Source organism: Streptomyces sp. C1-1, assembly GCF_050214755.1.
GTDB lineage: Bacteria > Actinomycetota > Actinomycetes > Streptomycetales > Streptomycetaceae > Streptomyces.
This window is the reverse complement of the sequence record NZ_CP189826.1, coordinates 4606131-4628753: the sequence shown is the minus strand read 5'-3', so window position 1 is coordinate 4628753 and position 22623 is coordinate 4606131. Positions and strand designations below refer to the sequence as shown.

The 22623-nt window shown below is 67.4% G+C and carries 18 protein-coding genes, 3 rRNA genes and 1 pseudogene; 18 read left to right on the top strand and 4 right to left on the bottom strand.

Annotation, left to right across the window (positions count from 1 at the left end; all coding sequences use genetic code 11):
* The first annotated feature begins 89 nt into the window (after positions 1-89).
* From ACQF4J_RS21150 to proC, 4 genes are all read left to right on the top strand, one after another.
* On the top strand, positions 90-947 hold the full coding sequence (locus ACQF4J_RS21150; RefSeq protein WP_427166488.1) for a class I SAM-dependent methyltransferase: 858 nt from the start codon (positions 90-92) through the stop codon (positions 945-947).
* Positions 944-1756: an ABC transporter ATP-binding protein gene (locus ACQF4J_RS21145; protein ID WP_351574153.1), complete on the top strand. Its 813-nt coding sequence runs from the start codon at positions 944-946 to the stop codon at positions 1754-1756. Before ACQF4J_RS21150 ends, ACQF4J_RS21145 begins: the two co-directional genes overlap by 4 nt.
* The gene (locus ACQF4J_RS21140) at positions 1753-2490 is read left to right on the top strand and encodes an ABC transporter permease (RefSeq protein ID WP_058923970.1); all 738 of its coding nucleotides are present in this window, start codon (positions 1753-1755) and stop codon (positions 2488-2490) included. The genes ACQF4J_RS21145 and ACQF4J_RS21140 overlap by 4 nt, the downstream gene beginning before the upstream one ends.
* A gap of 72 nt (positions 2491-2562) precedes the next feature.
* Complete coding sequence (gene proC / locus ACQF4J_RS21135; RefSeq protein ID WP_351574159.1) at positions 2563-3375, top strand: pyrroline-5-carboxylate reductase; 813 nt, start codon at positions 2563-2565, stop codon at positions 3373-3375.
* A 28-nt stretch (positions 3376-3403) separates the two neighbouring features.
* Here proC and ACQF4J_RS21130 read toward each other — a convergent pair whose 3' ends face one another.
* On the bottom strand, positions 3404-3991 hold the full coding sequence (locus ACQF4J_RS21130) for a cysteine hydrolase family protein (RefSeq protein ID WP_351574163.1): 588 nt from the start codon (positions 3989-3991) through the stop codon (positions 3404-3406).
* 75 nt (positions 3992-4066) lie between these two features.
* On the opposite strand from ACQF4J_RS21130, the gene ACQF4J_RS21125 reads away from it, so the two are divergent.
* Positions 4067-5101 (top strand): GlxA family transcriptional regulator, encoded by a 1035-nt coding sequence (locus ACQF4J_RS21125; protein WP_351801215.1) that lies wholly within the window; start codon positions 4067-4069, stop codon positions 5099-5101.
* On the opposite strand, the gene trpS is transcribed toward ACQF4J_RS21125, so the two are convergent.
* Positions 5020-6066, bottom strand: coding sequence for a tryptophan--tRNA ligase (trpS, locus tag ACQF4J_RS21120; RefSeq protein ID WP_351574178.1), 1047 nt, complete (start codon positions 6064-6066; stop codon positions 5020-5022). The genes ACQF4J_RS21125 and trpS overlap by 82 nt on opposite strands.
* A gap of 756 nt (positions 6067-6822) precedes the next feature.
* On the opposite strand from trpS, the gene ACQF4J_RS21115 reads away from it, so the two are divergent.
* The 13 genes and pseudogenes from ACQF4J_RS21115 to ACQF4J_RS21055 all read left to right on the top strand — a co-directional run.
* Positions 6823-8347, top strand: a 16S ribosomal RNA gene (locus ACQF4J_RS21115).
* A 302-nt stretch (positions 8348-8649) separates the two neighbouring features.
* Positions 8650-11771 (top strand): 23S ribosomal RNA (locus ACQF4J_RS21110).
* Between the two features lie 70 nt (positions 11772-11841).
* Positions 11842-11958, top strand: a 5S ribosomal RNA gene (gene rrf, locus ACQF4J_RS21105).
* The 16S, 23S and 5S rRNA genes sit together here, the layout of an rRNA operon.
* A 60-nt stretch (positions 11959-12018) precedes the next feature.
* Positions 12019-12663 carry an HAD family hydrolase gene (locus tag ACQF4J_RS21100; protein WP_351582697.1) on the top strand — a complete coding sequence of 215 codons (645 nt, stop codon included), beginning with the start codon at positions 12019-12021 and terminating at the stop codon, positions 12661-12663.
* 69 nt (positions 12664-12732) lie between these two features.
* Positions 12733-13434, top strand: a complete 702-nt coding sequence (locus ACQF4J_RS21095; RefSeq protein WP_351806196.1) for a VC0807 family protein — start codon at positions 12733-12735, stop codon at positions 13432-13434.
* An 81-nt stretch (positions 13435-13515) separates the two neighbouring features.
* The gene (locus ACQF4J_RS21090) at positions 13516-14715 is read left to right on the top strand and encodes an MFS transporter (protein WP_351582693.1); all 1200 of its coding nucleotides are present in this window, start codon (positions 13516-13518) and stop codon (positions 14713-14715) included.
* Positions 14684-15856: an acetoin utilization protein AcuC gene (locus tag ACQF4J_RS21085; RefSeq protein WP_351582692.1), complete on the top strand. Its 1173-nt coding sequence runs from the start codon at positions 14684-14686 to the stop codon at positions 15854-15856. Before ACQF4J_RS21090 ends, ACQF4J_RS21085 begins: the two co-directional genes overlap by 32 nt.
* Before the next feature lie 83 nt (positions 15857-15939).
* The gene (locus ACQF4J_RS21080) at positions 15940-16755 is read left to right on the top strand and encodes a phosphatase (RefSeq protein WP_351582690.1); all 816 of its coding nucleotides are present in this window, start codon (positions 15940-15942) and stop codon (positions 16753-16755) included.
* A 129-nt stretch (positions 16756-16884) separates the two neighbouring features.
* On the top strand, positions 16885-17094 hold the full coding sequence (locus ACQF4J_RS21075; RefSeq protein WP_016437488.1) for a helix-turn-helix domain-containing protein: 210 nt from the start codon (positions 16885-16887) through the stop codon (positions 17092-17094).
* Between the two features lie 168 nt (positions 17095-17262).
* Positions 17263-17361, top strand: a complete 99-nt coding sequence (locus ACQF4J_RS21070) for a 30S ribosomal protein bS22 (protein ID WP_003948845.1) — start codon at positions 17263-17265, stop codon at positions 17359-17361.
* 236 nt (positions 17362-17597) lie between these two features.
* The gene (locus ACQF4J_RS21065) at positions 17598-18659 is read left to right on the top strand and encodes an NAD-dependent epimerase/dehydratase family protein (protein ID WP_351582688.1); all 1062 of its coding nucleotides are present in this window, start codon (positions 17598-17600) and stop codon (positions 18657-18659) included.
* A gap of 14 nt (positions 18660-18673) precedes the next feature.
* On the top strand, positions 18674-19726 hold the full coding sequence (locus ACQF4J_RS21060; RefSeq protein WP_351806202.1) for a lysophospholipid acyltransferase family protein: 1053 nt from the start codon (positions 18674-18676) through the stop codon (positions 19724-19726).
* 91 nt (positions 19727-19817) lie between these two features.
* Positions 19818-19978, top strand: a pseudogene (locus ACQF4J_RS21055) (glycerol acyltransferase); the annotation flags it as partial.
* A gap of 61 nt (positions 19979-20039) precedes the next feature.
* Here the strand turns inward: ACQF4J_RS21055 and ACQF4J_RS21050 are convergent.
* Positions 20040-21245: a DUF5667 domain-containing protein gene (locus tag ACQF4J_RS21050; RefSeq protein ID WP_351582686.1), complete on the bottom strand. Its 1206-nt coding sequence runs from the start codon at positions 21243-21245 to the stop codon at positions 20040-20042.
* A 235-nt stretch (positions 21246-21480) separates the two neighbouring features.
* The gene (locus ACQF4J_RS21045) at positions 21481-22260 is read right to left on the bottom strand and encodes an ECF subfamily RNA polymerase sigma factor, BldN family (RefSeq protein WP_351582684.1); all 780 of its coding nucleotides are present in this window, start codon (positions 22258-22260) and stop codon (positions 21481-21483) included.
* Positions 22261-22623: the final 363 nt, after the last annotated feature.

Sequence of the window (22623 nt, the reverse complement as noted above, 5' to 3'; positions counted from 1 at the left end):
GCACGCCGAGACCCCGCCAGCCCGAGAACCCGGCACACCGAAATCCCGCCGCCCCCGCCCCCGCCCCCGGCGAGGGCCACCATGGCCGTATGACGGCTCCCTCCCGCACCGCCCGTGCCCGCTCCTTCGACGCCGCCGCGGCCCAGTACGCCGCCAACCGGCCCTCCTATCCACCCGCCCTCCTCGACGCGATCGAGGACCTGGCGGGCCGTTCCCTCGACGGCGCCCGGGTCGCGGACGTGGGTGCCGGGACCGGCATCGCGACCGGCCTGCTGCGTGCCCGTGGCGCCGAGGTGATCGCCGTGGAGCCGGGCGAGGGGATGGGGGCGGAGTTCCGCCGCGCCCTGCCCGGCGTTCCGCTCGTCCTGGGCGACGGCGACGCCCTCCCGCTGGCGGACGACTCGGTCGACTTCGTCACCTACGCCCAGGCCTGGCACTGGACGCGGCCGGCCCGCTCGCTGGCCGAGGCGCGGCGCGTACTGCGGCCCGGCGGTGCGCTGGCGATGTGGTGGAACCAGGACGCGTCCGACGTCCCGTGGATCGCCGAGCAGTCCGACCGCATCCGGCACCACTTCCGCGGCGAGTACGGCAACAAGCAGGGAGCGGCCACCGTCCGCACGGCACTCGCCTTCGAGGGCGTCGACGAGGTCCCCGCCCACGCCCACCGCGTCGTCCGCTGGAGCCGCACGGTCTCCGTCGACACCCACCTGGCCAACATCGGCAGCCACTCGATCTTCCTGGTGCAGGGCGCGGAGGCGACGGCCGCCTTCCTCGCGCAGGAGCGCGCGCACCTGCTGCGGTCCTTCCCCGACGGCACGGTCGAGGAGACGTACGACGTCCTGCTGATCGTCGCCTCCCCGACCCCGGGCTCCGGCACGAATCAGCGGGCCATGGGCCGTTCAGCCCTTGACGCCGAAACGCGGCCGAGAGGATTATTCAGCACATGATGAATTACGAGTCGGCGCGCACCGACCCCCCGGAGCCCGCCCCGGAGGAACCCGCCGTCCGGGCCGAGGCGCTGAGCGTCGTCCGAGGCGCACGCCAGGTCCTCCGCGACCTCCGTTTCACCGTGCCGCACGGCCAGATCACCGGCCTGCTCGGCCCCTCCGGCTGCGGCAAGACCACCCTGATGCGCTCGATCGTCGGCACCCAGGCCAAGGTCACCGGCACCCTGGAAGTCCTCGGCCGCCCCGCGGGCGACGCCGCACTCCGCTCCCGCATCGGCTACGTCACCCAGGACCCGTCCGTCTACGACGACCTGACCATCCGCCAGAACCTCCACTACTTCGCGGCGATCCTCGACCCCGGCCGCGCCGCCGCCGAGCGCCGCCACGACAACGTCACCCGCGCCATCGCCGACGTCGACCTCACCTCGCACGCCGACGCCCTCGCCGGCAACCTCTCCGGCGGCCAGCGCAGCCGCGTCTCCCTCGCCGTGGCCCTCCTCGGCACCCCGGAACTCCTGGTCCTCGACGAACCGACCGTCGGCCTCGACCCGGTGCTGCGCCGCGACCTGTGGAACCTCTTCCACCGCATCGCCGACGAGCGCGGCGCCACCCTCCTCGTCTCCTCCCACGTCATGGACGAGGCCGAGCGCTGCCACCGCCTGCTGCTGATGCGCGACGGCGAGATCCTCGCCGACGACACCCCCGAGGCCCTGCGCAGCAGCACCCGTACCGACACCGTCGAAGCCGCCTTCCTCCACCTCGTCGACCAGGCGGCCGCGACCGGCACCCGCAAGGAGACCGTCCGATGAACGCCTCCCGCACCCTCGCCACGGCCGCCCGCGTCCTGCGCCAGCTGCGCCACGACCCCCGGACCATCGCCCTGCTGCTCGTGGTGCCCTGCCTGATGCTCTTCCTGCTCCGCTTCGTCTACGACGGCAGCCCACAGGTCTTCGACAACATCGGCGCCTCACTGCTCGGCATCTTCCCGCTGATCACCATGTTCCTGGTGACCTCCATCGCCACCCTGCGCGAACGCACCTCCGGCACCCTCGAACGCCTCCTGGCGATGCCCCTGGCCAAGGGCGACCTGATCGCCGGCTACGCCCTCGCCTTCGGTGCCCTCGCCATCGTCCAGTCCGCCATCGCCACCGGCCTGGCCCTGTGGTTCCTCGGCCTGGACGTCATCGGCTCGCCATGGCTGCTGCTCCTGGTGGCGCTCCTCGACGCCCTCCTCGGCACCGCCCTCGGCCTGTTCGTCTCCGCCTTCGCCGCCTCCGAGTTCCAGGCGGTCCAGTTCATGCCGGCCGTGATCTTCCCTCAGCTGGTCCTCTGCGGCCTGCTCACCCCGCGGGAGAAGATGCAGCCCGTCCTGGAGGGCATCTCGAACGTCCTGCCCATGTCCTACGCCGTCGACGGCATGAACGAGGTCCTCAGGCACACCGACATGACGACCGCCTTCGTACGCGACGCCCTCATCGTCGCCGGATGCGCCCTTCTGGTCCTCGGTCTCGGCGCGGCCACCCTCAGGAGGCGCACCGCATAGCGGCCCGCGCGGCGGCGTTCCGCCAGCCGGACAGCCGCCCCGGCCCCGCACCGCCGGTGCGAGGATGACCCCATGAGCCAGAAAGTCGCAGTCCTCGGCACCGGCAAGATCGGCGAAGCTCTGCTCAGCGGGATGATCCGCGGCGGCTGGGCCCCGGCCGACCTCCTGGTCACCGCCCGCCGCCCGGAGCGGGCCGAAGAACTCCGCACCCGCTACGGAGTCACCCCGGTCACCAACCCGGAAGCCGCCAAGACCGCCGACACCCTGATCCTCACCGTCAAGCCGCAGGACATGGGCACCCTCCTCGACGAGCTCGCCCCGCACGTCCCCGCCGACCGCCTGATCATCAGCGGCGCCGCCGGCATCCCCACCTCCTTCTTCGAGGAGCGCCTGGCCGCCGGAACCCCCGTCGTCCGCGTCATGACGAACACCCCCGCCCTCGTCGACGAGGCCATGTCCGTCATCTCCGGCGGCACCCACGCCACCGCCGCACACCTCGCCCACGCCGAGGAGATCTTCGGCGCCGTCGGCAAGACCCTGCGCGTCCCCGAGTCCCAGCAGGACGCCTGCACCGCCCTCTCCGGCTCCGGCCCGGCCTACTTCTTCTACCTGGTCGAGGCCATGACGGACGCCGGCATCCTGCTCGGCCTGCCCCGCGACAAGGCCCACGACCTGATCGTGCAGTCCGCGATCGGCGCCGCGACCATGCTCCGCGACAGCGGCGAACACCCGGTCAAGCTCCGCGAGAACGTCACCTCACCCGCGGGCACGACCATCAACGCCATCCGCGAACTCGAGAACCACGGCGTGCGCGCCGCCCTCATCGCCGCCCTCGAGGCCGCCCGCGACCGCAGCCGCGAACTCGCCTCCGGCAAGAAGGACTGACCCCGACCGGCCCGCCGGGGGCGGCAGTTCACACCGCCGCCGTGTCCACCAGCTCCTTCGTGTTCACCACCCGCGCGAACCCGCCCCCGTGCAAGGACACCGCCGACGCCTGCGCCAGCTCCTCCGCACTGCGCCGCCAGCCGAACGGCCCCTCCAGATCGAAGGTGTACGTCGCGTCGTACGCGACCACCACCTCGTACCCGAGATTCCCGCCCATCCGAGCCGTCGTCTCCACGCACATGTTCGTCTGGATGCCGGCGAGCACGAACTGCGAGATCCCCGCCTCCCGCAGCCAGGCACCCAGATCCGGCGTCCCGAGGAACGCCGAGTTCACGGTCTTCGTCAGGAACAGCTCGGGCCCGGCCCCCCTCCCCCTCCTCTCCTCGACGTACTCCTTCAGCTCGTTGCCCTCGTATCCGGGCCGCAGCGGCGACTCCGGCTTCGAGGAGTCGTGCCGCACGAACACGACCGGCCGCCCCGTCGACTGCCATACGTCGATCAGCGCCGCGATGTTGTCATCGGCCTCCGGGTTGTTCCGAGGCCCCCAGAAGCCGGCCTCGTCGAAGCCCTTCTGCACGTCCACGACCACCAGTGCTGCGTTCTCCGCGATCTCCATGCCCACGATCCTGCCGCCGCCGGCCCCCGCGTCCCAGCAGGTGAAAAGACAGCGATCGATGGTTTACTGCCATCCATGGCCAGTGCCCCGGACGCCCCCGCCCACCGCGTCGCCCTCCTCGCCTTCCCCGGCATCCGTGCCTTCGACGTCTCCGTCATCACCGAGGTCTGGGGCACCGACCGCACCGACCGCGGCGCCCCCGCCTTCGACCTGCGCCGAGTCGCCACCGACAGCACCACCCCCATCCCGATGCGCGGCGGCATGGCCCTACTGCCCGACCGCACCCTCGACTGGCTGCCCCGAGCCGACCTGATCGTCGTCCCCGGCCTCGACGACCACCTCACCCCCGCACCCACCCCGGTCCTCGACGCCCTCCGCCGCGCCCACGCCCGCGGCACCACCATCGCCGCCCTCTGCGGCGGAGCCTTCACCCTCGCCCAGGCAGGACTCCTCGACGGCCGCCGCGCCATCACCCACTGGAACCTCGTCGACCTCCTGCGCGCCCACCACCCCCACGTCACCGTCGTCCCCGACGCCCTGTTCATCGAGGACGACAACATCTGGACCGCGGCCGGCACCGCGGCCGGCATCGACCTCTGCCTCCACCTCGTACGCCGCTCCCACGGCGCCGAAGCGGCGGCCACCATCGCCCGCTCGATGGTCACCGCCCCGTTCCGCACCGGCACCCAGGCACAGTTCATCGAGCACCCCACACCCCGCGCCGACCGCGACGCCGACACCCTCGCCGCCGTACGCGAACACGCCCTGCGCCACCTCCACGAACCGCTCACGGTCGCCGACCTGGCCGCCCATGCCGGCATGTCGCCGCGCAGCTTCGCCCGCCACTTCACCGCGGAAACGGGAACGACCCCCCTGCGCTGGCTCCTCGACCAGCGCATCGCCGCCGCCCAGAGACTCCTCGAACGCACCGACCTGCCCATGCCCGAGGTCGCCCGCCGCGCCGGCTTCGGCAGCGAGGTCACGATGCGCCAGCACTTCGCGTCGCGCCTCGCCACCAGCCCGCGCGCCTACCGCACCGCGTTCAGCACCGCACCGGCATCCGCCTCCGCCCCCTCGGCGACGGCAGGCAGCAACCCGATCGCGCGATAGGCGGCATCCACCGTCGGCCGGGCCATCGCCCGAGCCCTCCCGGCACCGGCCCGGAGCACCTCCTCCACATGCCCGGGATCGGCGCACAGCTCCCGGTGCCTGGCCTGCAGGGGCCTCAGTACCTCGACCACGGCCTCCGCGGTGTCCTTCTTCAGAGCGCCGTACGACTCGTACGCACCGCTCAGGGCCTCCGGGTCTCCGCCCGTGCAAGCGGCGAGGACCTCCAGCAGGTTCGCGAGCCCCGGCCGCTCCTCGGGGTCGTAGACGACGTCCCGCCCACTGTCGGTCACGGCCCGCATGACCTTCTTCCGTACGGCGTCCGGCTCGTCGAGCAGATAGACGACCCCCAGCCCCGACTCGTCCGACTTCCCCATCTTCCGCGTCGGCTCCTGCAGGTTCATCACCCGCGCGGCCACCGCCGGCAGCGTCGCCCGCGGCACCGGGAACGTGTGCCCGTAGCGCTGGTTGAACCGCACCGCCAGATCCCGCGCCAGCTCCACGTGCTGCGCCTGGTCCTCACCCACCGGTACCTCGTCCGTCCCGTACGCGAGGATGTCCGCCGCCATCAGCACCGGATACGTCAGCAGCGACACCCGCACGCTTCTGCCCCGGGCGGCCTCCTTCGCGGCCTTCTCCTTGTACTGGATCATCCGCCGCATCTCACCGTCGGTCGCCACGCACTCCAGCAGGTACGACAGCCGCGCGTGCTCGTCGACATGACTCTGTACGAAGAGCGTGCACAGCTCGGGGTCCAGCCCCGAGGCGAGCAGCAGGGTCGCGGCCTGCCGACTGAGTCTGCGCACCCGCGCCGGATCATGGTCCATGGTCAGCGCGTGCAGATCGACCACACAGAACAGTGCGTCGGCCTGATGCTGGTCGACCTCGGCCCAGCGCCGCATGGCCCCCAGGTAGTTCCCCAGCGTCAGGTGCCCGGTCGGTTGAATCCCGCTGAAGACCCGTGTCATCTCTCCACTCCTTCTCCGGTCGGGCCGCCGCTCCGGCGGCCGGCCCTCCGGAGCTCTGGAGGGAGAAACGAGAACGGCCGCCGAAGCGGCGGCCGTTGTGCATACGTGAGTACGGCCGCCGTCAGGCGGCCCACCACTGATGGGTGCACGTACGCGTAGTCATGGCCCCGAGCGTACGCCTCCGGGACGCGGTCTGTCCGCAAGTTGACACGCCCCGGGCGGGTCCGTAGGGTTCTTCGAGTTGTCCGACGTGAGAGCCGACTCCGGTCGGTCCCCGGACAGCCATTCCGCAGTACCAACCACTACTCGACTGCAGTCGATCAGGCTGCCGTCGCTTTATTGGCGTGCGTATTCGCGAAATGAGGAATCCGCGTTCGAAGGACGCAGGCCGCCGATTAGCGCGGGGGCCGGGAATCCGCTAAAGTCTCACTCGTCGGAACGGCCCAACAGCCGGGAAGACAACCCCCTCTGACTGGGAATCAGACGCCGAAAGGATCTGATAGAGTCGGAAACGCAAGACCGAAGGGAAGCGCCCGGAGGAAAGCCCGAGAGGGTGAGTACAAAGGAAGCGACCGTTCCTTGAGAACTCAACAGCGTGCCAAAAGTCAACGCCAGATATGTTGATACCCCGACACCGGGATTTCCTGGTGGCGAGGTTCCTTTGAAGAAAACACAGCGAGGACGCTGTGAACGGTCGGGCCTATTCCGCTCGACTGTTCCGCTCTCGTGGTGTTCATCCCGATATACGGGAAAACATTCACGGAGAGTTTGATCCTGGCTCAGGACGAACGCTGGCGGCGTGCTTAACACATGCAAGTCGAACGATGAACCACTTCGGTGGGGATTAGTGGCGAACGGGTGAGTAACACGTGGGCAATCTGCCCTTCACTCTGGGACAAGCCCTGGAAACGGGGTCTAATACCGGATAACACTCTCGCAGGCATCTGTGAGGGTTAAAAGCTCCGGCGGTGAAGGATGAGCCCGCGGCCTATCAGCTTGTTGGTGAGGTAATGGCTCACCAAGGCGACGACGGGTAGCCGGCCTGAGAGGGCGACCGGCCACACTGGGACTGAGACACGGCCCAGACTCCTACGGGAGGCAGCAGTGGGGAATATTGCACAATGGGCGAAAGCCTGATGCAGCGACGCCGCGTGAGGGATGACGGCCTTCGGGTTGTAAACCTCTTTCAGCAGGGAAGAAGCGAAAGTGACGGTACCTGCAGAAGAAGCGCCGGCTAACTACGTGCCAGCAGCCGCGGTAATACGTAGGGCGCAAGCGTTGTCCGGAATTATTGGGCGTAAAGAGCTCGTAGGCGGCTTGTCACGTCGATTGTGAAAGCCCGAGGCTTAACCTCGGGTCTGCAGTCGATACGGGCTAGCTAGAGTGTGGTAGGGGAGATCGGAATTCCTGGTGTAGCGGTGAAATGCGCAGATATCAGGAGGAACACCGGTGGCGAAGGCGGATCTCTGGGCCATTACTGACGCTGAGGAGCGAAAGCGTGGGGAGCGAACAGGATTAGATACCCTGGTAGTCCACGCCGTAAACGGTGGGAACTAGGTGTTGGCGACATTCCACGTCGTCGGTGCCGCAGCTAACGCATTAAGTTCCCCGCCTGGGGAGTACGGCCGCAAGGCTAAAACTCAAAGGAATTGACGGGGGCCCGCACAAGCGGCGGAGCATGTGGCTTAATTCGACGCAACGCGAAGAACCTTACCAAGGCTTGACATACACCGGAAACGTCCAGAGATGGGCGCCCCCTTGTGGTCGGTGTACAGGTGGTGCATGGCTGTCGTCAGCTCGTGTCGTGAGATGTTGGGTTAAGTCCCGCAACGAGCGCAACCCTTGTCCCGTGTTGCCAGCAGGCCCTTGTGGTGCTGGGGACTCACGGGAGACCGCCGGGGTCAACTCGGAGGAAGGTGGGGACGACGTCAAGTCATCATGCCCCTTATGTCTTGGGCTGCACACGTGCTACAATGGCCGGTACAATGAGCTGCGATACCGTGAGGTGGAGCGAATCTCAAAAAGCCGGTCTCAGTTCGGATTGGGGTCTGCAACTCGACCCCATGAAGTCGGAGTCGCTAGTAATCGCAGATCAGCATTGCTGCGGTGAATACGTTCCCGGGCCTTGTACACACCGCCCGTCACGTCACGAAAGTCGGTAACACCCGAAGCCGGTGGCCCAACCCCTTGTGGGAGGGAGCTGTCGAAGGTGGGACTGGCGATTGGGACGAAGTCGTAACAAGGTAGCCGTACCGGAAGGTGCGGCTGGATCACCTCCTTTCTAAGGAGCACTTCTTACCGAGTTCGCTCGGTCAGAGGCCAGTACATCGGCGAACGTCTGATGCTGGTTGCTCATGGGTGGAACGTTGACTATTCGGCCGGGTTCTGGGTCGGAGGCTGCTAGTACTGCTCGCAAGAGCGTGGAACGCATGATCTCCGGGCGGGAGCCGGCCGGGCACGCTGTTGGGTGTCTGAGGGAATGGTTTTTCCTCAGTCGCCGGCCCCAGTGAACTTGTTCTTCGGAGCAGGGTGATGGGTGGCTGGTCGTTGTTTGAGAACTGCACAGTGGACGCGAGCATCTGTGGCCAAGTTTTTAAGGGCGCACGGTGGATGCCTTGGCACCAGGAACCGATGAAGGACGTGGGAGGCCACGATAGGCCCCGGGGAGTCGTCAACCAGGCTTTGATCCGGGGGTGTCCGAATGGGGAAACCCGGCAGTCGTCATGGGCTGTCACCCTTGCCTGAACACATAGGGCAAGTGGAGGGAACGCGGGGAAGTGAAACATCTCAGTACCCGCAGGAAGAGAAAACAACCGTGATTCCGGGAGTAGTGGCGAGCGAAACCGGATGAGGCCAAACCTACGACGTGTGAGACCCGGCAGGGGTTGCGTCGTGGGGGTTGTGGGATCTCTCTTCTGTCGTCTGCCGGCGGCAGGACGAGTCAGAAACCGTTGATGTAGGCGAAGGACATGCGAAAGGTCCGGCGTAGAGGGTAAGACCCCCGTAGTCGAAACGTCAGCGGCTCGTTTGAGAGACACCCAAGTAGCACGGGGCCCGAGAAATCCCGTGTGAATCTGGCGGGACCACCCGCTAAGCCTAAATATTCCCTGGTGACCGATAGCGGATAGTACCGTGAGGGAATGGTGAAAAGTACCGCGGGAGCGGAGTGAAATAGTACCTGAAACCGTGTGCCTACAAGCCGTGGGAGCGTCGGATGGAAGCTTGCTTCCATCTCGTGACTGCGTGCCTTTTGAAGAATGAGCCTGCGAGTTTGCGGTGTGTTGCGAGGTTAACCCGGGTGGGGTAGCCGTAGCGAAAGCGAGTCCGAACAGGGCGTTTTAGTAGCACGCTCAAGACCCGAAGCGGAGTGATCTAGCCATGGGCAGGTTGAAGCGGAGGTAAGACTTCGTGGAGGACCGAACCCACCAGGGTTGAAAACCTGGGGGATGACCTGTGGTTAGGGGTGAAAGGCCAATCAAACTCCGTGATAGCTGGTTCTCCCCGAAATGCATTTAGGTGCAGCGTCGTGTGTTTCTTGCCGGAGGTAGAGCACTGGATAGGCGATGGGCCCTACCGGGTTACTGACCTTAGCCAAACTCCGAATGCCGGTAAGTGAGAGCACGGCAGTGAGACTGTGGGGGATAAGCTCCATGGTCGAGAGGGAAACAGCCCAGAGCATCGACTAAGGCCCCTAAGCGTACGCTAAGTGGGAAAGGATGTGGAGTCGCAGAGACAACCAGGAGGTTGGCTTAGAAGCAGCCACCCTTGAAAGAGTGCGTAATAGCTCACTGGTCTAGTGATTCCGCGCCGACAATGTAGCGGGGCTCAAGCGTACCGCCGAAGTCGTGTCATTGCAGCATGAGGGCCAACGCCCGCTGTGATGGGTAGGGGAGCGTCGTGTGCCGGGTGAAGCAGCACCGGAAGGTAGTTGTGGACGGTTCACGAGTGAGAATGCAGGCATGAGTAGCGATACAAACGTGAGAAACGTTTGCGCCGATTGACTAAGGGTTCCTGGGTCAAGCTGATCTGCCCAGGGTAAGTCGGGACCTAAGGCGAGGCCGACAGGCGTAGTCGATGGATAACCGGTTGATATTCCGGTACCCGCTGTGAAGCGTCAAACATTGAATCCAGTGATGCTAAGCCCGTGAAGCCGCCGGCTGAGTCTTCGGACGAGGTCGGAGTGGTGGAGCCGGTGACCCGAGCTGGTAGTAGGTGAGTGATGGGGTGACGCAGGAAGGTAGTCCATCCCGGGCGGTGGTTGTCCCGGGGTAAGGGTGTAGGACGAGTGGTAGGCAAATCCGCCGCTCATGTGTCTGAGACCTGATGCCGAGCCGATTGTGGTGAAGTGGATGATCCTATGCTGTCGAGAAAAGCCTCTAGCGAGTTTCATGGCGGCCCGTACCCTAAACCGACTCAGGTGGTCAGGTAGAGAATACCGAGGCGTTCGGGTGAACTATGGTTAAGGAACTCGGCAAAATGCCCCCGTAACTTCGGGAGAAGGGGGGCCACACTCGGTGATCCGTTTTACACGGTGAGCTGGGGGTGGCCGCAGAGACCAGCGAGAAGCGACTGTTTACTAAAAACACAGGTCCGTGCGAAGCCGTAAGGCGATGTATACGGACTGACGCCTGCCCGGTGCTGGAACGTTAAGGGGACCGGTTAGCTCCATTTCGGTGGGGCGAAGCTGAGAACTTAAGCGCCAGTAAACGGCGGTGGTAACTATAACCATCCTAAGGTAGCGAAATTCCTTGTCGGGTAAGTTCCGACCTGCACGAATGGCGTAACGACTTCTCGACTGTCTCAACCATAGGCCCGGTGAAATTGCACTACGAGTAAAGATGCTCGTTTCGCGCAGCAGGACGGAAAGACCCCGGGACCTTTACTACAGTTTGATATTGGTGTTCGGTTCGGCTTGTGTAGGATAGCTGGGAGACTTTGAAACGCGGACGCCAGTTCGCGGTGAGTCGTCGTTGAAATACCAGTCTGGTCGTGCTGGATGTCTAACCTGGGTCCGTGATCCGGATCAGGGACAGTGTCTGATGGGTAGTTTAACTGGGGCGGTTGCCTCCTAAAGAGTAACGGAGGCGCCCAAAGGTTCCCTCAGCCTGGTTGGCAATCAGGTGTTGAGTGTAAGTGCACAAGGGAGCTTGACTGTGAGACCGACGGGTCGAGCAGGGACGAAAGTCGGGACTAGTGATCCGGCGGTGGCTTGTGGAAGCGCCGTCGCTCAACGGATAAAAGGTACCCCGGGGATAACAGGCTGATCTTCCCCAAGAGTCCATATCGACGGGATGGTTTGGCACCTCGATGTCGGCTCGTCGCATCCTGGGGCTGGAGTCGGTCCCAAGGGTTGGGCTGTTCGCCCATTAAAGCGGTACGCGAGCTGGGTTTAGAACGTCGTGAGACAGTTCGGTCCCTATCCGCTGTGCGCGTAGGAGTCTTGAGAAGGGCTGTCCCTAGTACGAGAGGACCGGGACGGACGAACCTCTGGTGTGCCAGTTGTCCTGCCAAGGGCATGGCTGGTTGGCTACGTTCGGGAGGGATAACCGCTGAAAGCATCTAAGCGGGAAGCCTGCTTCGAGATGAGGACTCCCACCCACTTGATGGGGTAAGGCTCCCAGTAGACGACTGGGTTGATAGGCCGGATCTGGAAGCACGGTAACGTGTGGAGGTGACCGGTACTAATAGGCCGAGGGCTTGTCCTCAGTTGCTCGCGTCCACTGTGTTAGTTCTGAGGCAACGACCGTGTTTTTTTCCGGTCTAACTTCATAGTGTTTCGGTGGTTATAGCGTGAGGGAAACGCCCGGTTACATTCCGAACCCGGAAGCTAAGCCTTACAGCGCCGATGGTACTGCAGGGGGGACCCTGTGGGAGAGTAGGACGCCGCCGAACAAATTGTGGGAAAACCCCGCACCTTTCAGGTGCGGGGTTTTCTGCGTTTACAGTGACTCCATGCGCTATGACCTCGTCATCTTCGACAACGACGGCGTGCTCGTCGACAGCGAGCCCATTTCCAACCGGCTCCTTGCCGCCTACCTGACCGAGCTTGGGCACCCGACGTCGTACGAGGACTCCATACGGGACTACATGGGCTCGGCCATGCACCGGGTTCATGAGCTGGTCCTGGAGCGGACGGGGCAGGCGCTGCCCGCGGACTTCGACGACGTGTTCCACGCGCGCGTCTTCGCGGCCTTCGAGCGGGAGTTGAAGCCCGTGGCGGGCGTCGGCGAGGTGCTGGAGAAGTTGGCGGCGGACGGGGTGCCGTACTGCGTGGCCTCGTCCGGGAGCCATGCGCGGATTCGGGTGGGGCATCGGACGACCGGGCTGGACCGGTGGTTCGGGGAGGAGCGGATCTTCAGCTCCGAGGACGTGGGGCGGGGCAAGCCGGCTCCCGATCTGTTCCTGTACGCCGCCGAGCGGATGGGTGTCGCACCCGAGCGGTGTGTGGTCGTCGAGGACAGTCCGCTGGGCGTGCGGGCGGCCGTGGCGGCCGGGATGGACGTGTACGGCTTCACCGCGATGACGCCGGCCGGCAAGCTCGCCCGGGCCACCCGACTCTTCGACGACATGGGTGAGTTGGCGGGGCTGCTCGGCTGACAAATGTCATGCCGAGCCCCGGACGATCGTTTCTACTGCCGTGCGGGTGCCGTCCGCGAAGCTGAACGCATGACGACGAAGACGAGCACCACCGGCAAGGCGAGCAAGCAGAGCACCTTCGGGCCGCTGATCGTGGACGTGGCGGTGCCCGTCGGGTCCTACTACCTCTTCAAGGAGGCCTTCGGTACCGGCACCTTCGCCGCGCTGGCACTGAGCAGCGTGGTGCCGGCCGTGCGCACCGTGTGGAGCGCCGTCAAGGAGCGGAAGGCGAACTCGCTCGCCGCGCTCATCCTCGTGGTCAACGTGGTGTCGTTGGCGCTGAGCTTCCTCTCGGGCGACCCGCGGCTGATGCTCGCCAAGGACAGTGGCGTCAGCAGCGTGATCGGGATCGCCGTCCTGGTATCCGTGGCGATGGGCCGGCCGATGATGACGGAGGCGTTCAAGCCCTTCCTGACGCGAGGTGACGCGGCGAGGGAGGCCGCCTGGGAGCGGTTGGCGGTCGGCTCGGCCGCGTTCCGGCGGTCGGAGCGGGTCTTCTCCGGGGTGTGGGGCGTGGCACTGCTCGCGGAGTGCGCGGCGCGGATCGTGGGGGCGTACACCGTGCCCGTCGACACCATGGTCTGGCTCGGGTCGGTCGTCCTCGCCGGGGCGATCACGCTGGCCCTCTTCGTCAGCCGCAAGGCCGCCGCCGAGCCCATGGCGAGGATGCTCACCGCCGAGGTGAACGCGACCGCTCAGCCGGTGCGGGGCGAGGTCGCGGTCGCCGCCTGACAGCACCGCAGGCAAAGCTGAGGAAAATTCATCTTTGGCTGGATCTACCCACAGGTAGCCAGGGGCCCTACGCTCGCCGCCATGACAGATGTGCTGCGGCGCGGCAGGGCCTCTTTGGCGTTCAGTTTCTTCGTCCAGGGCGCCACCTTCGCCCTTCTGGTGACCCGTATCCCGGCCATCCAGGACCGGTACGGCGTCTCCGACGCCCTGCTGCCCGCTTTCCTGGCGGCCGTGCCCATCCTGGCCGGCGTCGGCAGCGTGACGACCGAGCAGCTGGTGAAGCGGATACGGCCCAGTGTGCTGCTGAGGTGTCTGCAGCCGGTGGTGATGCTGGCGCTGATCGGCGTCGGGTCGGGAGACCGGCTGGCCGAGCTGGGGATCGCGCTGGCCGCCTTCGGGCTGGCCGTGGGCGGGCTGGACGCCTCGATGAACATGCTCGGGGTGAGCCTGCAGCGGTCGTACGGGCGCAGCATCATGCTCAGCTTCCACGCCGCGTTCAGCCTCGGCGGGATCGTGGGGGCCTCGCTGGCCTGGGTGGGCGCGCACTGGCATCTCGCGCTGTGGGTGTCGTATCTGCCGGTCGTCGCGGTGCTGCTGCCCGCCGTCCTGGTCGGCAGCCGGTGGTACGTCGACGCGGGCACCGCCTCCGACGCGGAGGACGCGTCGGGCGGTGAGACGCAGTCCGTCGTCTTCAAGCTGCTGCTGCCGCTGTGCCTGGTGATGACCTTCGCGTACATCGGGGACTCGACCGTCTCCAACTGGAGCGCGAAGTACCTGAAGGACGTGCTCGGGAGCTCGGAGCAGCTGTCGACCGTGCCGTACAACGTCTACATGGTGACCACGCTGCTGGGCCGGACGCTGGGGGACGCGGGGGTACGGCGGTTCGGGGCCGTCGCGGTCGTGCGGCTGGGGGCGGTGGTGGCGGCCGCGGGGTTCGCCGTGGTGGCCGTGGCGCCGGGGGCGTGGGTCGGGATGCTCGGGTTCACGCTGCTGGGGCTGGGACTGTGTGTGCTGGTGCCGCAGACGTTCGCGGCGGCCGGGCGGCTGTTCCCGGGGGCGTCCGACGCGGCCGTGGCGCGGCTCAACGTCTTCAACTACGTGGGGTTCCTGATCGGCTCGCCGCTGGTGGGGGCGCTGGGCGACACGTGGAGCTACCGCTGGGCGATGCTCGTACCGATGGTGTTGGTGCTGGTGACCCTCGTGTACGCCCGCTCGTTCGCACCTCGGCCGGACCGATACGGTGGCGAGCATGAGCGGCCGCGCACAGCTGATGTGGGATGAGGCAGTAACGGGCTATGACTTCGGTCCGGACCATCCGATGGATCCGGTCCGGCTCGCCCTGACCAAGCATCTCGTCGATGCCTTCGGGCTGGACAAGGACGTCGAGGTGGTGGCGGCGAAGCCCGCCGGGGAGTCGACGCTGCGGCTCGTCCACCGGGAGGACTACATCGACGCCGTGAAGGCGGCCTCGGTGGACCCCGGCGCGGCGGACGGGGGGTACGGGATCGGGACCATGGACGATCCCGCCTTCGCCGGTATGCACGAGGTGTCCGCGACGATCGCCGGGCAGTCCGTGGGGGCGGCCGAGGCGGTGTGGCGCGGGGAGGCGCTGCACGCCGTGAACTTCACGGGCGGGCTGCACCACGCGATGCCGGGCGGCGCCTCCGGGTTCTGCATCTACAACGACGCCTCGCTCGCGATCGCGCGGCTGCTGGAGCTGGGGGCCGAGCGGGTCGCGTACGTCGATGTGGACGTGCATCACGGGGACGGCGTGCAGGCGGCGTTCTGGGAGGACCCGAGGGTCCTGACGATCTCGTTGCACGAGCATCCGCGGACGCTGTTCCCGCAGACCGGGTGGCCGGAGGAGACGGGGGCCGACTCGGCGGAGGGGTCGGCCGTGAACGTGGCGCTGCCCGCCGGGACAGGGGACGCGGGGTGGCTGCGGGCGTTCCACGCCGTGGTGCCGGAACTGCTCGCGGACTTCCGGCCGCAGGTGCTGGTGACGCAGCACGGGGCCGACACGCACTTCGAGGACCCGCTGGCGCACCTCGCCGTGTCGCTGGACGCGCAGCGGGCGGTGCAGGTCGCCTGTCACGACCTGGCGCACCGCCACGCCGACGGGAAGTGGGTCGCGCTGGGCGGTGGCGGATACGCGGTGGTCGAGGTCGTGCCGCGGTCCTGGACGCATCTGGTGGGGATCGCGGCGGGACGTGAGATCGCGCCGGAGACGGTGATCCCCGAGAGCTGGCGGCAGGAGGTCTTCGCGCGGACGCGGCAGTTGGCGCCGGGGCGGATGACGGACGGGCGGTGGCCGGTGTCCTTCGCCGAGTGGGAGGCGGGATACGACCCCGCGGACCGGCTCGACCAGGCGGTGCTGGCGACCCGGCGGGCGGTGTTCCCGCTGCGGGGCCTGCTGGCGTAGGGCCGCGAGGGCCGTTACGCCAACTGTGCGCTGTTTCCCTGTTCGGGTGGCCGTGGCCGGGCCGGTCCGCCACCATCGCAAGCGTGTTGAGCACCGGAGCCCTGCGCGCTCATCTGCTGGCTGCCCGCCTCGCCGGGCCGGTGGCCACCTCGCGCGAGGAGAGCCTGCGGAGCTACCGGCTCTTCGCGGCTCGCGACCCCCGGGTGCTGATCGGAATCGATCCCAAATGGACATGGAAACAGCGTGATTTGATTGAATTGATGGCGCGAAAGTGCGGTGTTTCGGCCGATCCGCATCATGTCTCAGGCAACGACGTGATCGATCCTGAACTGACATTGACCGCTCTGGATGCGTTCGCCGAACGTCTGGCGGCTGCGGCCCAGCGCAGCGCCCCTGTGCTCCTCGGCACCGGACACCCGCACCGACTGCTCGGCTTCTACGCCGCCTTGGCGGACGCGCTGTCGGCGGCGGGATGTACCGTCCTCACACCGGCGCATGGTCGCTGTGTCGACATAACGACCCGGTTCGGTCTACGCACGTACAACCTTGAGTACGTACGGCGAGTCGCGTTCGTCCGGGAACCCGGGACGCCCCGCCCCGGTTGTGCGACCGGCGCGCACACGCATTCACCGATGCCGGTTCGCCTCGCCCTGGCCGCGGCCGCCGAGGCCGGCGGACCGCTGCCCGAGCTCGTCATCGGGGATCACGGCTGGGTCTGCGGGGCAGGTCAGCTGGGGTTTGAGGCCATTGGTCTGGCAGATACGGATGACCCCGCGCTCTTTGTGGGGGAGGCTGAGGGGGTCGTGTCCGTCGTCGTTCCACTTGATGACGCTGTGCGGTCTGATTACTACCGGCCGCTTACCCGCTACGTACTCAATCGAGCGTGTCTGTCACAGTAGGCCGCCGATGGGTGCACCTCTTCCCCACTCGCATCACCCGCCCCTACATTGGGGAGTGAGCACGCAGCGACGAAGAGTCACCGGAAGGGGAAGCCGGTGGCCGTCGAGTGCGGAAGGTTCAGGTGTGTCATGGCTGCTGAACAGAGGCCTCTGAGCGAGGTTCAGTTCCTTACCGTGGCGGAGGTCGCCTCGGTGATGCGAGTGTCGAAGATGACCGTGTACCGCTTGGTGCACAGTGGTCATCTGCCCGCGATCAGGGTGGGGCGGTCCTTCCGCGTCCCCGAGAACGCGGTTCACGAGTACCTCCGCGAGAGCTACGTGGGGGTGGAAACCGCCTGACGACGACGGGTCCGACGGAGATCCTCAGGGCACTCAGGGAGCTCCCCGGACCCCTCGTTGACACCTCGATTACGACCTCAGCGCTCGGACGGGTAGGCTAGCCCCTCGTAGGTCGTGTGGGCCCATGGCGCCCAAACACCGAGTGATGAGAAGTGAGCGAGGGTAGTCGTGGGCTCTGTTATCAAGAAGCGGCGCAAGCGGATGGCCAAGAAGAAGCACCGCAAGCTGCTCAAGCGCACGCGCGTTCAGCGTCGCAACAAGAAGTAAGGCGACGCGGCGTCATTAGCGTGGTCATGTGGCCCCCCACCGCATCCGGTGGGGGGCCACATGCGTTCTCGATTCGCGGACGTTCACATGGCCTGGTCCGATCGGTACGTCTGTGGATGTGGTTACTTCATGCATTGGGCGGTCATCACAGCGCAACATCGACCCGCTAAGTTGGCCACACACGGGGAACGCGGCAGGCTACGACTACCGGATGTGCTGGAAGGAAGGCGCTGATCTTGGGCAAGGTCGTGCTCGTGACCGGAGTGGCCCGCAGGCTGGGGGGTCGGTTCGTCCGACGGATCCAGCGTGACCCGCGGGTGGACCGGGTCGTCGCCGTGGACGCGGTTCCCCCCGAGCACCATCTCGGGGGCGCAGACTTCATCCAGGCCGACATCCGGCAGCCCACCATCGCGCGCGTGCTCGCCGAGACGGGCACCGACACGGTCGTACACCTGGATGTGACGGCCATGGCGCTGGGCAGCGGCAGCAGGGCCACGGTCAAGGAGACCAACGTCATCGGCACCATGCAGCTGCTCGGTGCCTGCCAGAAGTCGCCGACGGTCAAACGCCTGGTGGTGAAGTCCAGTACGAACGTGTACGGCTCAGCGCCCCGCGACCCGGCCGTCTTCACCGAGACGACCCCGCCCAAGTCGCTGCCCTCCGGCGGCTTCGCGAAGGACACGGTCGAGGTCGAGGGATACGTCCGGGGCTTCGCCCGCCGGCGGCCCGACGTGGCCGTCTGCGTGCTGCGCTTCGCCAACATCCTCGGCCCGGCCGCCGACACCCCGCTCGCCTCCTACTTCGCGCTGCCGGTGCTGCCGACCGTGTTCGGCTACGACCCCCGGCTGCAGTTCGTGCACGAGGACGACGTGATGGAGGTGCTGCGGATCGCCGCGCACGAACCGGAGCGGGGCACGCTCAACAGCGGCACCTTCAACATCGCCGGCGACGGCGTCCTGCTGCTGTCGCAGTGCTCGCGGCGGCTCGGCAAGCCCACCGTGCCCCTGCTGCTGCCGGCCGTCACCTGGGCCGGCTCGCTGGTGCGTACCCTGGGAGTGACCGACTTCTCGCCCGAGCAGATCCGGCTGCTGACACACGGCCGGGTCGTGGCGACGGACCAGATGCGCGAGACACTCGGCTTCCGGCCGAAGTACACCACGGCGGAGACCTTCGCCGACTTCGCCCGCAGCCACGGACCCGGACTCCTGCCGCCGGAGGCCCTCGCGGGGGTCGTCGACCGGATCGCCGCACTGCCCGTCCCGGGCGGTGGCCACCCCCCGACGCAAAGCGCCAACTGAGGAGCGCATCAACGATGGCGGATGCCAAGGTCATTCCGTTCGACGACGACCGCTCCCGCGGGAGCGCCGTACAGCGGCCGCCGCGCCGCCGGGGCGCGGGGAGCCGGCGCAAGACCGCGGAACCCGCGCAGGTCGGAGAGGTCCAGCCCCTGCCCGGCAGGGCCCCGACGCAGGATGATGTTCCCGTGACGCGTGAGGAACAGCAGCCCGAGAGGCCACGGGACGAGGGCGGCCTGGAGCGGCGCATCGCGCACGGGCTCGACTTCCTGCGCCGCCGGCTCACCGGCGACTACGAGGTCGACGACTTCGGGTACGACGAGGAGCTGACCGACCAGGTCCTGATGTCCCTGCTGCGGCCGGTGTACGAGAAGTACTTCCGGGTCGAGGTGAAGGGCGTCGAGAACATCCCGAAGGACGGCGGCGCGCTGATCGTCGCCAACCACTCGGGCACCCTGCCGATGGACGGCCTGATGCTGCAGGTCGCCGTCCACGACAACCATCCCGCCGACCGGCACCTGCGGCTGCTCGCCGCCGACCTGGTCTTCATGCTGCCGGTCGTCAACGAGCTGGCCCGCAAGCTCGGTCACACCCTGGCCTGCGCGGAGGACGCCGAACGCCTCCTCGGCCAGGGCGAGTTGGTCGGTGTGATGCCGGAGGGCTTCAAGGGCATCGGCAAGCCCTTCTCCGAGCGCTACAAGCTCCAGCGCTTCGGGCGCGGCGGGTTCGTCTCGACGGCCCTGCGCAAGGGCGCCCCGATCATCCCGTGCTCGATCGTGGGCGCTGAGGAGATCTACCCGATGATCGGCAACGCGAAGACGCTGGCTCGCCTCCTGGGGTTCCCGTACGTCCCGCTGACGCCGACCTTCCCGTGGCTGGGCCCGCTGGGCATGATTCCCCTGCCCACCAAGTGGACGATCCAGTTCGGCGAGCCGATTCCGACCGATGGCTACCCGCCGGAGGCGGCGGAGGACCCGATGCTGATGTTCAACCTGACCGACCAGGTCAGGGAACAGATCCAGCACACGCTCTACAAGCTGCTCGTGCAGCGCCGGTCGGTGTTCTTCTGAGGCGAGGTCGCGGTCTGGAGCCTCGACGGACGGAGTCCGGCGCAGCCGTGCGAAGCCCGCGGAGCGGTGCGAGTGCGGCCATGTGGATGGGTCGCTGGCTCGCCTCCTGGGGTTCCCGTACGTCCCGCTGACGCCGACCTTCCCGTGGCTGGGCCCGCTGGGTGCGATCCCCCTGCCCACCAACAGGTCAGGGAGCAGATCCAGCACACGCTCTACAAGCTGCTCGTGCAGCGCCGGTCGGTGTTCTTCTGAGTGCTCCGGTACGACGGTGGGGGCGCCCTTCCAGGGAAGGGCGCCCCCACCGTCGTACCGCCTAGGAGTTCTGGTTGTCGCCCTCGATGCCCAGGCCGGGCAGGAGGCCCGGGAGCAGGGGCGGGATGGTCACGTCCGGGTTGGCGCTGGGGGAACCGCTCGCCGACGGGGAGGCGGTGCCGCTGGACTTGGGCGGGTCGAGCAGACCGCCGGTGTTGCCGCCGATCAGGCCGTCGCTGCCGGTGGTGGCCGAGCCGCTGGGGCTGCTGGAGCGGCCGCTGTCCGTGGAGCCCTTCCCGGTGCCCGGCGAGTGCGAGCCGTGGCCGGGGCCCGTGGACGCCGTGCTCGAACCGCCTCGCCTGCCGTCGCCGCCCCGAGCGGGTGGCTGCGGGAGCAGGGACTGCAGCGGGGCGACCTCCTCGTCTATGGCGTCGAAGACCGAGGACACCTCGTCGCTGACGTCGCCGAGCTGAACCGGGAGCTTGTCGCGCAGTGCGCCCCAGACCTCGCGGTGCGATCGGGAGAAGGCGGAGAGGGCCTGGATGGGGCCGAGGGAATGCGGGTCGCTCTCGTACGCCTCGTGCAGCAGTCGGTGGCCTTCGGAGGCGTCGTGCTGCATGCCGGACAGGGCGCGACGGATCTCGCCGACCGACTCGTGGTCGAGGTGGCCGCCGCGGCCGCGGTCCATCAGCCGGCGTGCCTCGTTCAGCCGGGTCGAGGCGAGGTCGAGATAGGCCTGGCCCTGCTGGTCCGCGCCCTCGGTGAGGTAATTGAGCTTGAAGTCCTCGATGCCGCGCTTGAGGCCGTAGAGCGAGTCTCCGGGCAGGGCGTCCGAGCTGGCCGCGGCGACTCCGCCGAAGGCTCCCGCGGCGACGCCGACGCCGAGCCCGCCCGCGGCGAGCCCCTTGGTCAGCCTGGACCGGGGGCGCAGCTTGCCCAGCCCGCTCGCGCGGTGGGTGCCCCGGGAGCGATGCGAGCGCTGCTCGGGTACCGAAGGATCCGCCGCCTCGCCACCAGCGCCCTGCAGCATGGCCTCGAAGGCGGCCACCAGCTGAGCCCGCTGGACGACCTTGACCTCGGGGTCCAGCTCCGGCTTGGGCAGCTCGCCGAGGTCGACCACCAGGGCCAGCAGCTCGGCCTGCTCCGTCCGTGCCGCCGCCGGTGGGGGTGGATCGGACTGCTGAGCCGCCGTGTCCCGGTCGGGCTGCTCGTCCAGGGCCTGGGCGAAGGCGTTCGCCCGCCGGTGCGCCGATACGTTCGCGATCACTGGCGGCACCTCCTCTCGTCATGACGGTCGACTCCCCAGGGGGTCCTGAGGGTTGCACGCCCCGACGGCGACCACACGATCGAGTGATCGGAGTCGGCCAGGGAGTGACCACAGGGAGCCTGCATCCCGCACAACGAGCGGCGCGGCACTTGGGTTACGGACGACGGATGATCGGATCGGGAAGTCAACGGACTTTCACTGAACGTGAGTTGGGCGTCGCGGAACGTGTCGGGGGTCAGCGGGCGTCGTCCGGCAGGAGCCGGGCGAGGGTCCGCACGGCCCGGTATTGCAGGGTCTTGATCGCGCCCTCGTTCTTGCCCATCACGCGGGCCGTCTCGGCGACCGAGAGGCCCTGCAGGAAGCGCAGGGTCACGCACTCCTGCTGCTGCGGGTTGAGCCGGCGGACGGCCTCGAGCAGGGCGGCGTTGGAGAGGGACTCCAGGACGGAGTCCTCCGGGGAGCGCTCGACCTCGTTGGCGTCGAGCATCTCGCCGGTGGTCACCTCCAGCCGGAAGCGGCTCGACTTGAAGTGGTCGGCGACCAGGTTGCGGGCGATCGTGACCAGCCAGGCGCCGAAGTCGCGGCCCTGCCAGGTGAACGTGCCGATGCGGCGCAGGGCGCGCAGGAACGTCTCGCTGGTGAGGTCCTCGGCGGTGGCCTTCCCGCCCACGCGGTAATAGATGTACCGGTAGACGGTGTCGCTGTACTGGTCGTACAGGCGCCCGAAGGCGTCGGCCTCGCCGGCCTGGGCGCGCTCGACCAGGTCCATCATCCGGGCGCTGTCGCTGTCCGCGGCGGGGCGGCGGGCGGTGGTGCCGGCGGCGGCCGTGCGGCCTCGTCTGCCGACCGCCGCGCCGCCGTCGGCCAGTGCGTAGCACGGGCCGACCGGCGCGGTCGCGGCGCCCGCGAGGGCGGGGACGGCGTACGCGGTGGGGACGAAGTCGCGCAACAGGTTGTGGACCGTTGCGCGCAGCGTAGCCAGGCCCGAGGCGTCAACCCCGACGTGTGGGTACACGGGACTCCCAGAGGCAGAGCTTCCATCACGTGCAGTACGGGACCGTTCACCCGTCGTAGCGACGGAGGGGTACCGGATTGCGTCTGAGGAGAATAACGCTTCGTACAGGCGCTGCTACACCGAGTTGCTCAAATCATCGATTACGTCGCTTCCGTAACCGATTGGCGCACGATCAAGTACCAGAGAGTGACCGTTTGTTGATCGAAAAGGTTCGGCTTACGGCTGGGAACGGGGCGTGTTGTGGCCGTGTGCAGCCAATGCGACTGGACAGCGGCCTGTGGGGGGATGACCTGCGGATTGGCTTGTTTGTGCGGACGGTCCGCAAAACGAAAGAGGGGCGTCGCACACGCGACGCCCCTCTTT

Coding starts and splice junctions, on each gene's coding strand:
- ACQF4J_RS21150 (WP_427166488.1), top strand. CDS start 90: ATGACGGCTCCCTCCCGCACCGCCCGTGCCCGCTCCTTCGACGCCGCC.
- ACQF4J_RS21145 (WP_351574153.1), top strand. CDS start 944: ATGATGAATTACGAGTCGGCGCGCACCGACCCCCCGGAGCCCGCCCCG.
- ACQF4J_RS21140 (WP_058923970.1), top strand. CDS start 1,753: ATGAACGCCTCCCGCACCCTCGCCACGGCCGCCCGCGTCCTGCGCCAG.
- proC (WP_351574159.1), top strand. CDS start 2,563: ATGAGCCAGAAAGTCGCAGTCCTCGGCACCGGCAAGATCGGCGAAGCT.
- ACQF4J_RS21130 (WP_351574163.1), bottom strand. CDS start 3,991: ATGGAGATCGCGGAGAACGCAGCACTGGTGGTCGTGGACGTGCAGAAG.
- ACQF4J_RS21125 (WP_351801215.1), top strand. CDS start 4,067: ATGGCCAGTGCCCCGGACGCCCCCGCCCACCGCGTCGCCCTCCTCGCC.
- trpS (WP_351574178.1), bottom strand. CDS start 6,066: ATGACACGGGTCTTCAGCGGGATTCAACCGACCGGGCACCTGACGCTG.
- ACQF4J_RS21100 (WP_351582697.1), top strand. CDS start 12,019: ATGCGCTATGACCTCGTCATCTTCGACAACGACGGCGTGCTCGTCGAC.
- ACQF4J_RS21095 (WP_351806196.1), top strand. CDS start 12,733: ATGACGACGAAGACGAGCACCACCGGCAAGGCGAGCAAGCAGAGCACC.
- ACQF4J_RS21090 (WP_351582693.1), top strand. CDS start 13,516: ATGACAGATGTGCTGCGGCGCGGCAGGGCCTCTTTGGCGTTCAGTTTC.
- ACQF4J_RS21085 (WP_351582692.1), top strand. CDS start 14,684: ATGAGCGGCCGCGCACAGCTGATGTGGGATGAGGCAGTAACGGGCTAT.
- ACQF4J_RS21075 (WP_016437488.1), top strand. CDS start 16,885: ATGGCTGCTGAACAGAGGCCTCTGAGCGAGGTTCAGTTCCTTACCGTG.
- ACQF4J_RS21060 (WP_351806202.1), top strand. CDS start 18,674: ATGGCGGATGCCAAGGTCATTCCGTTCGACGACGACCGCTCCCGCGGG.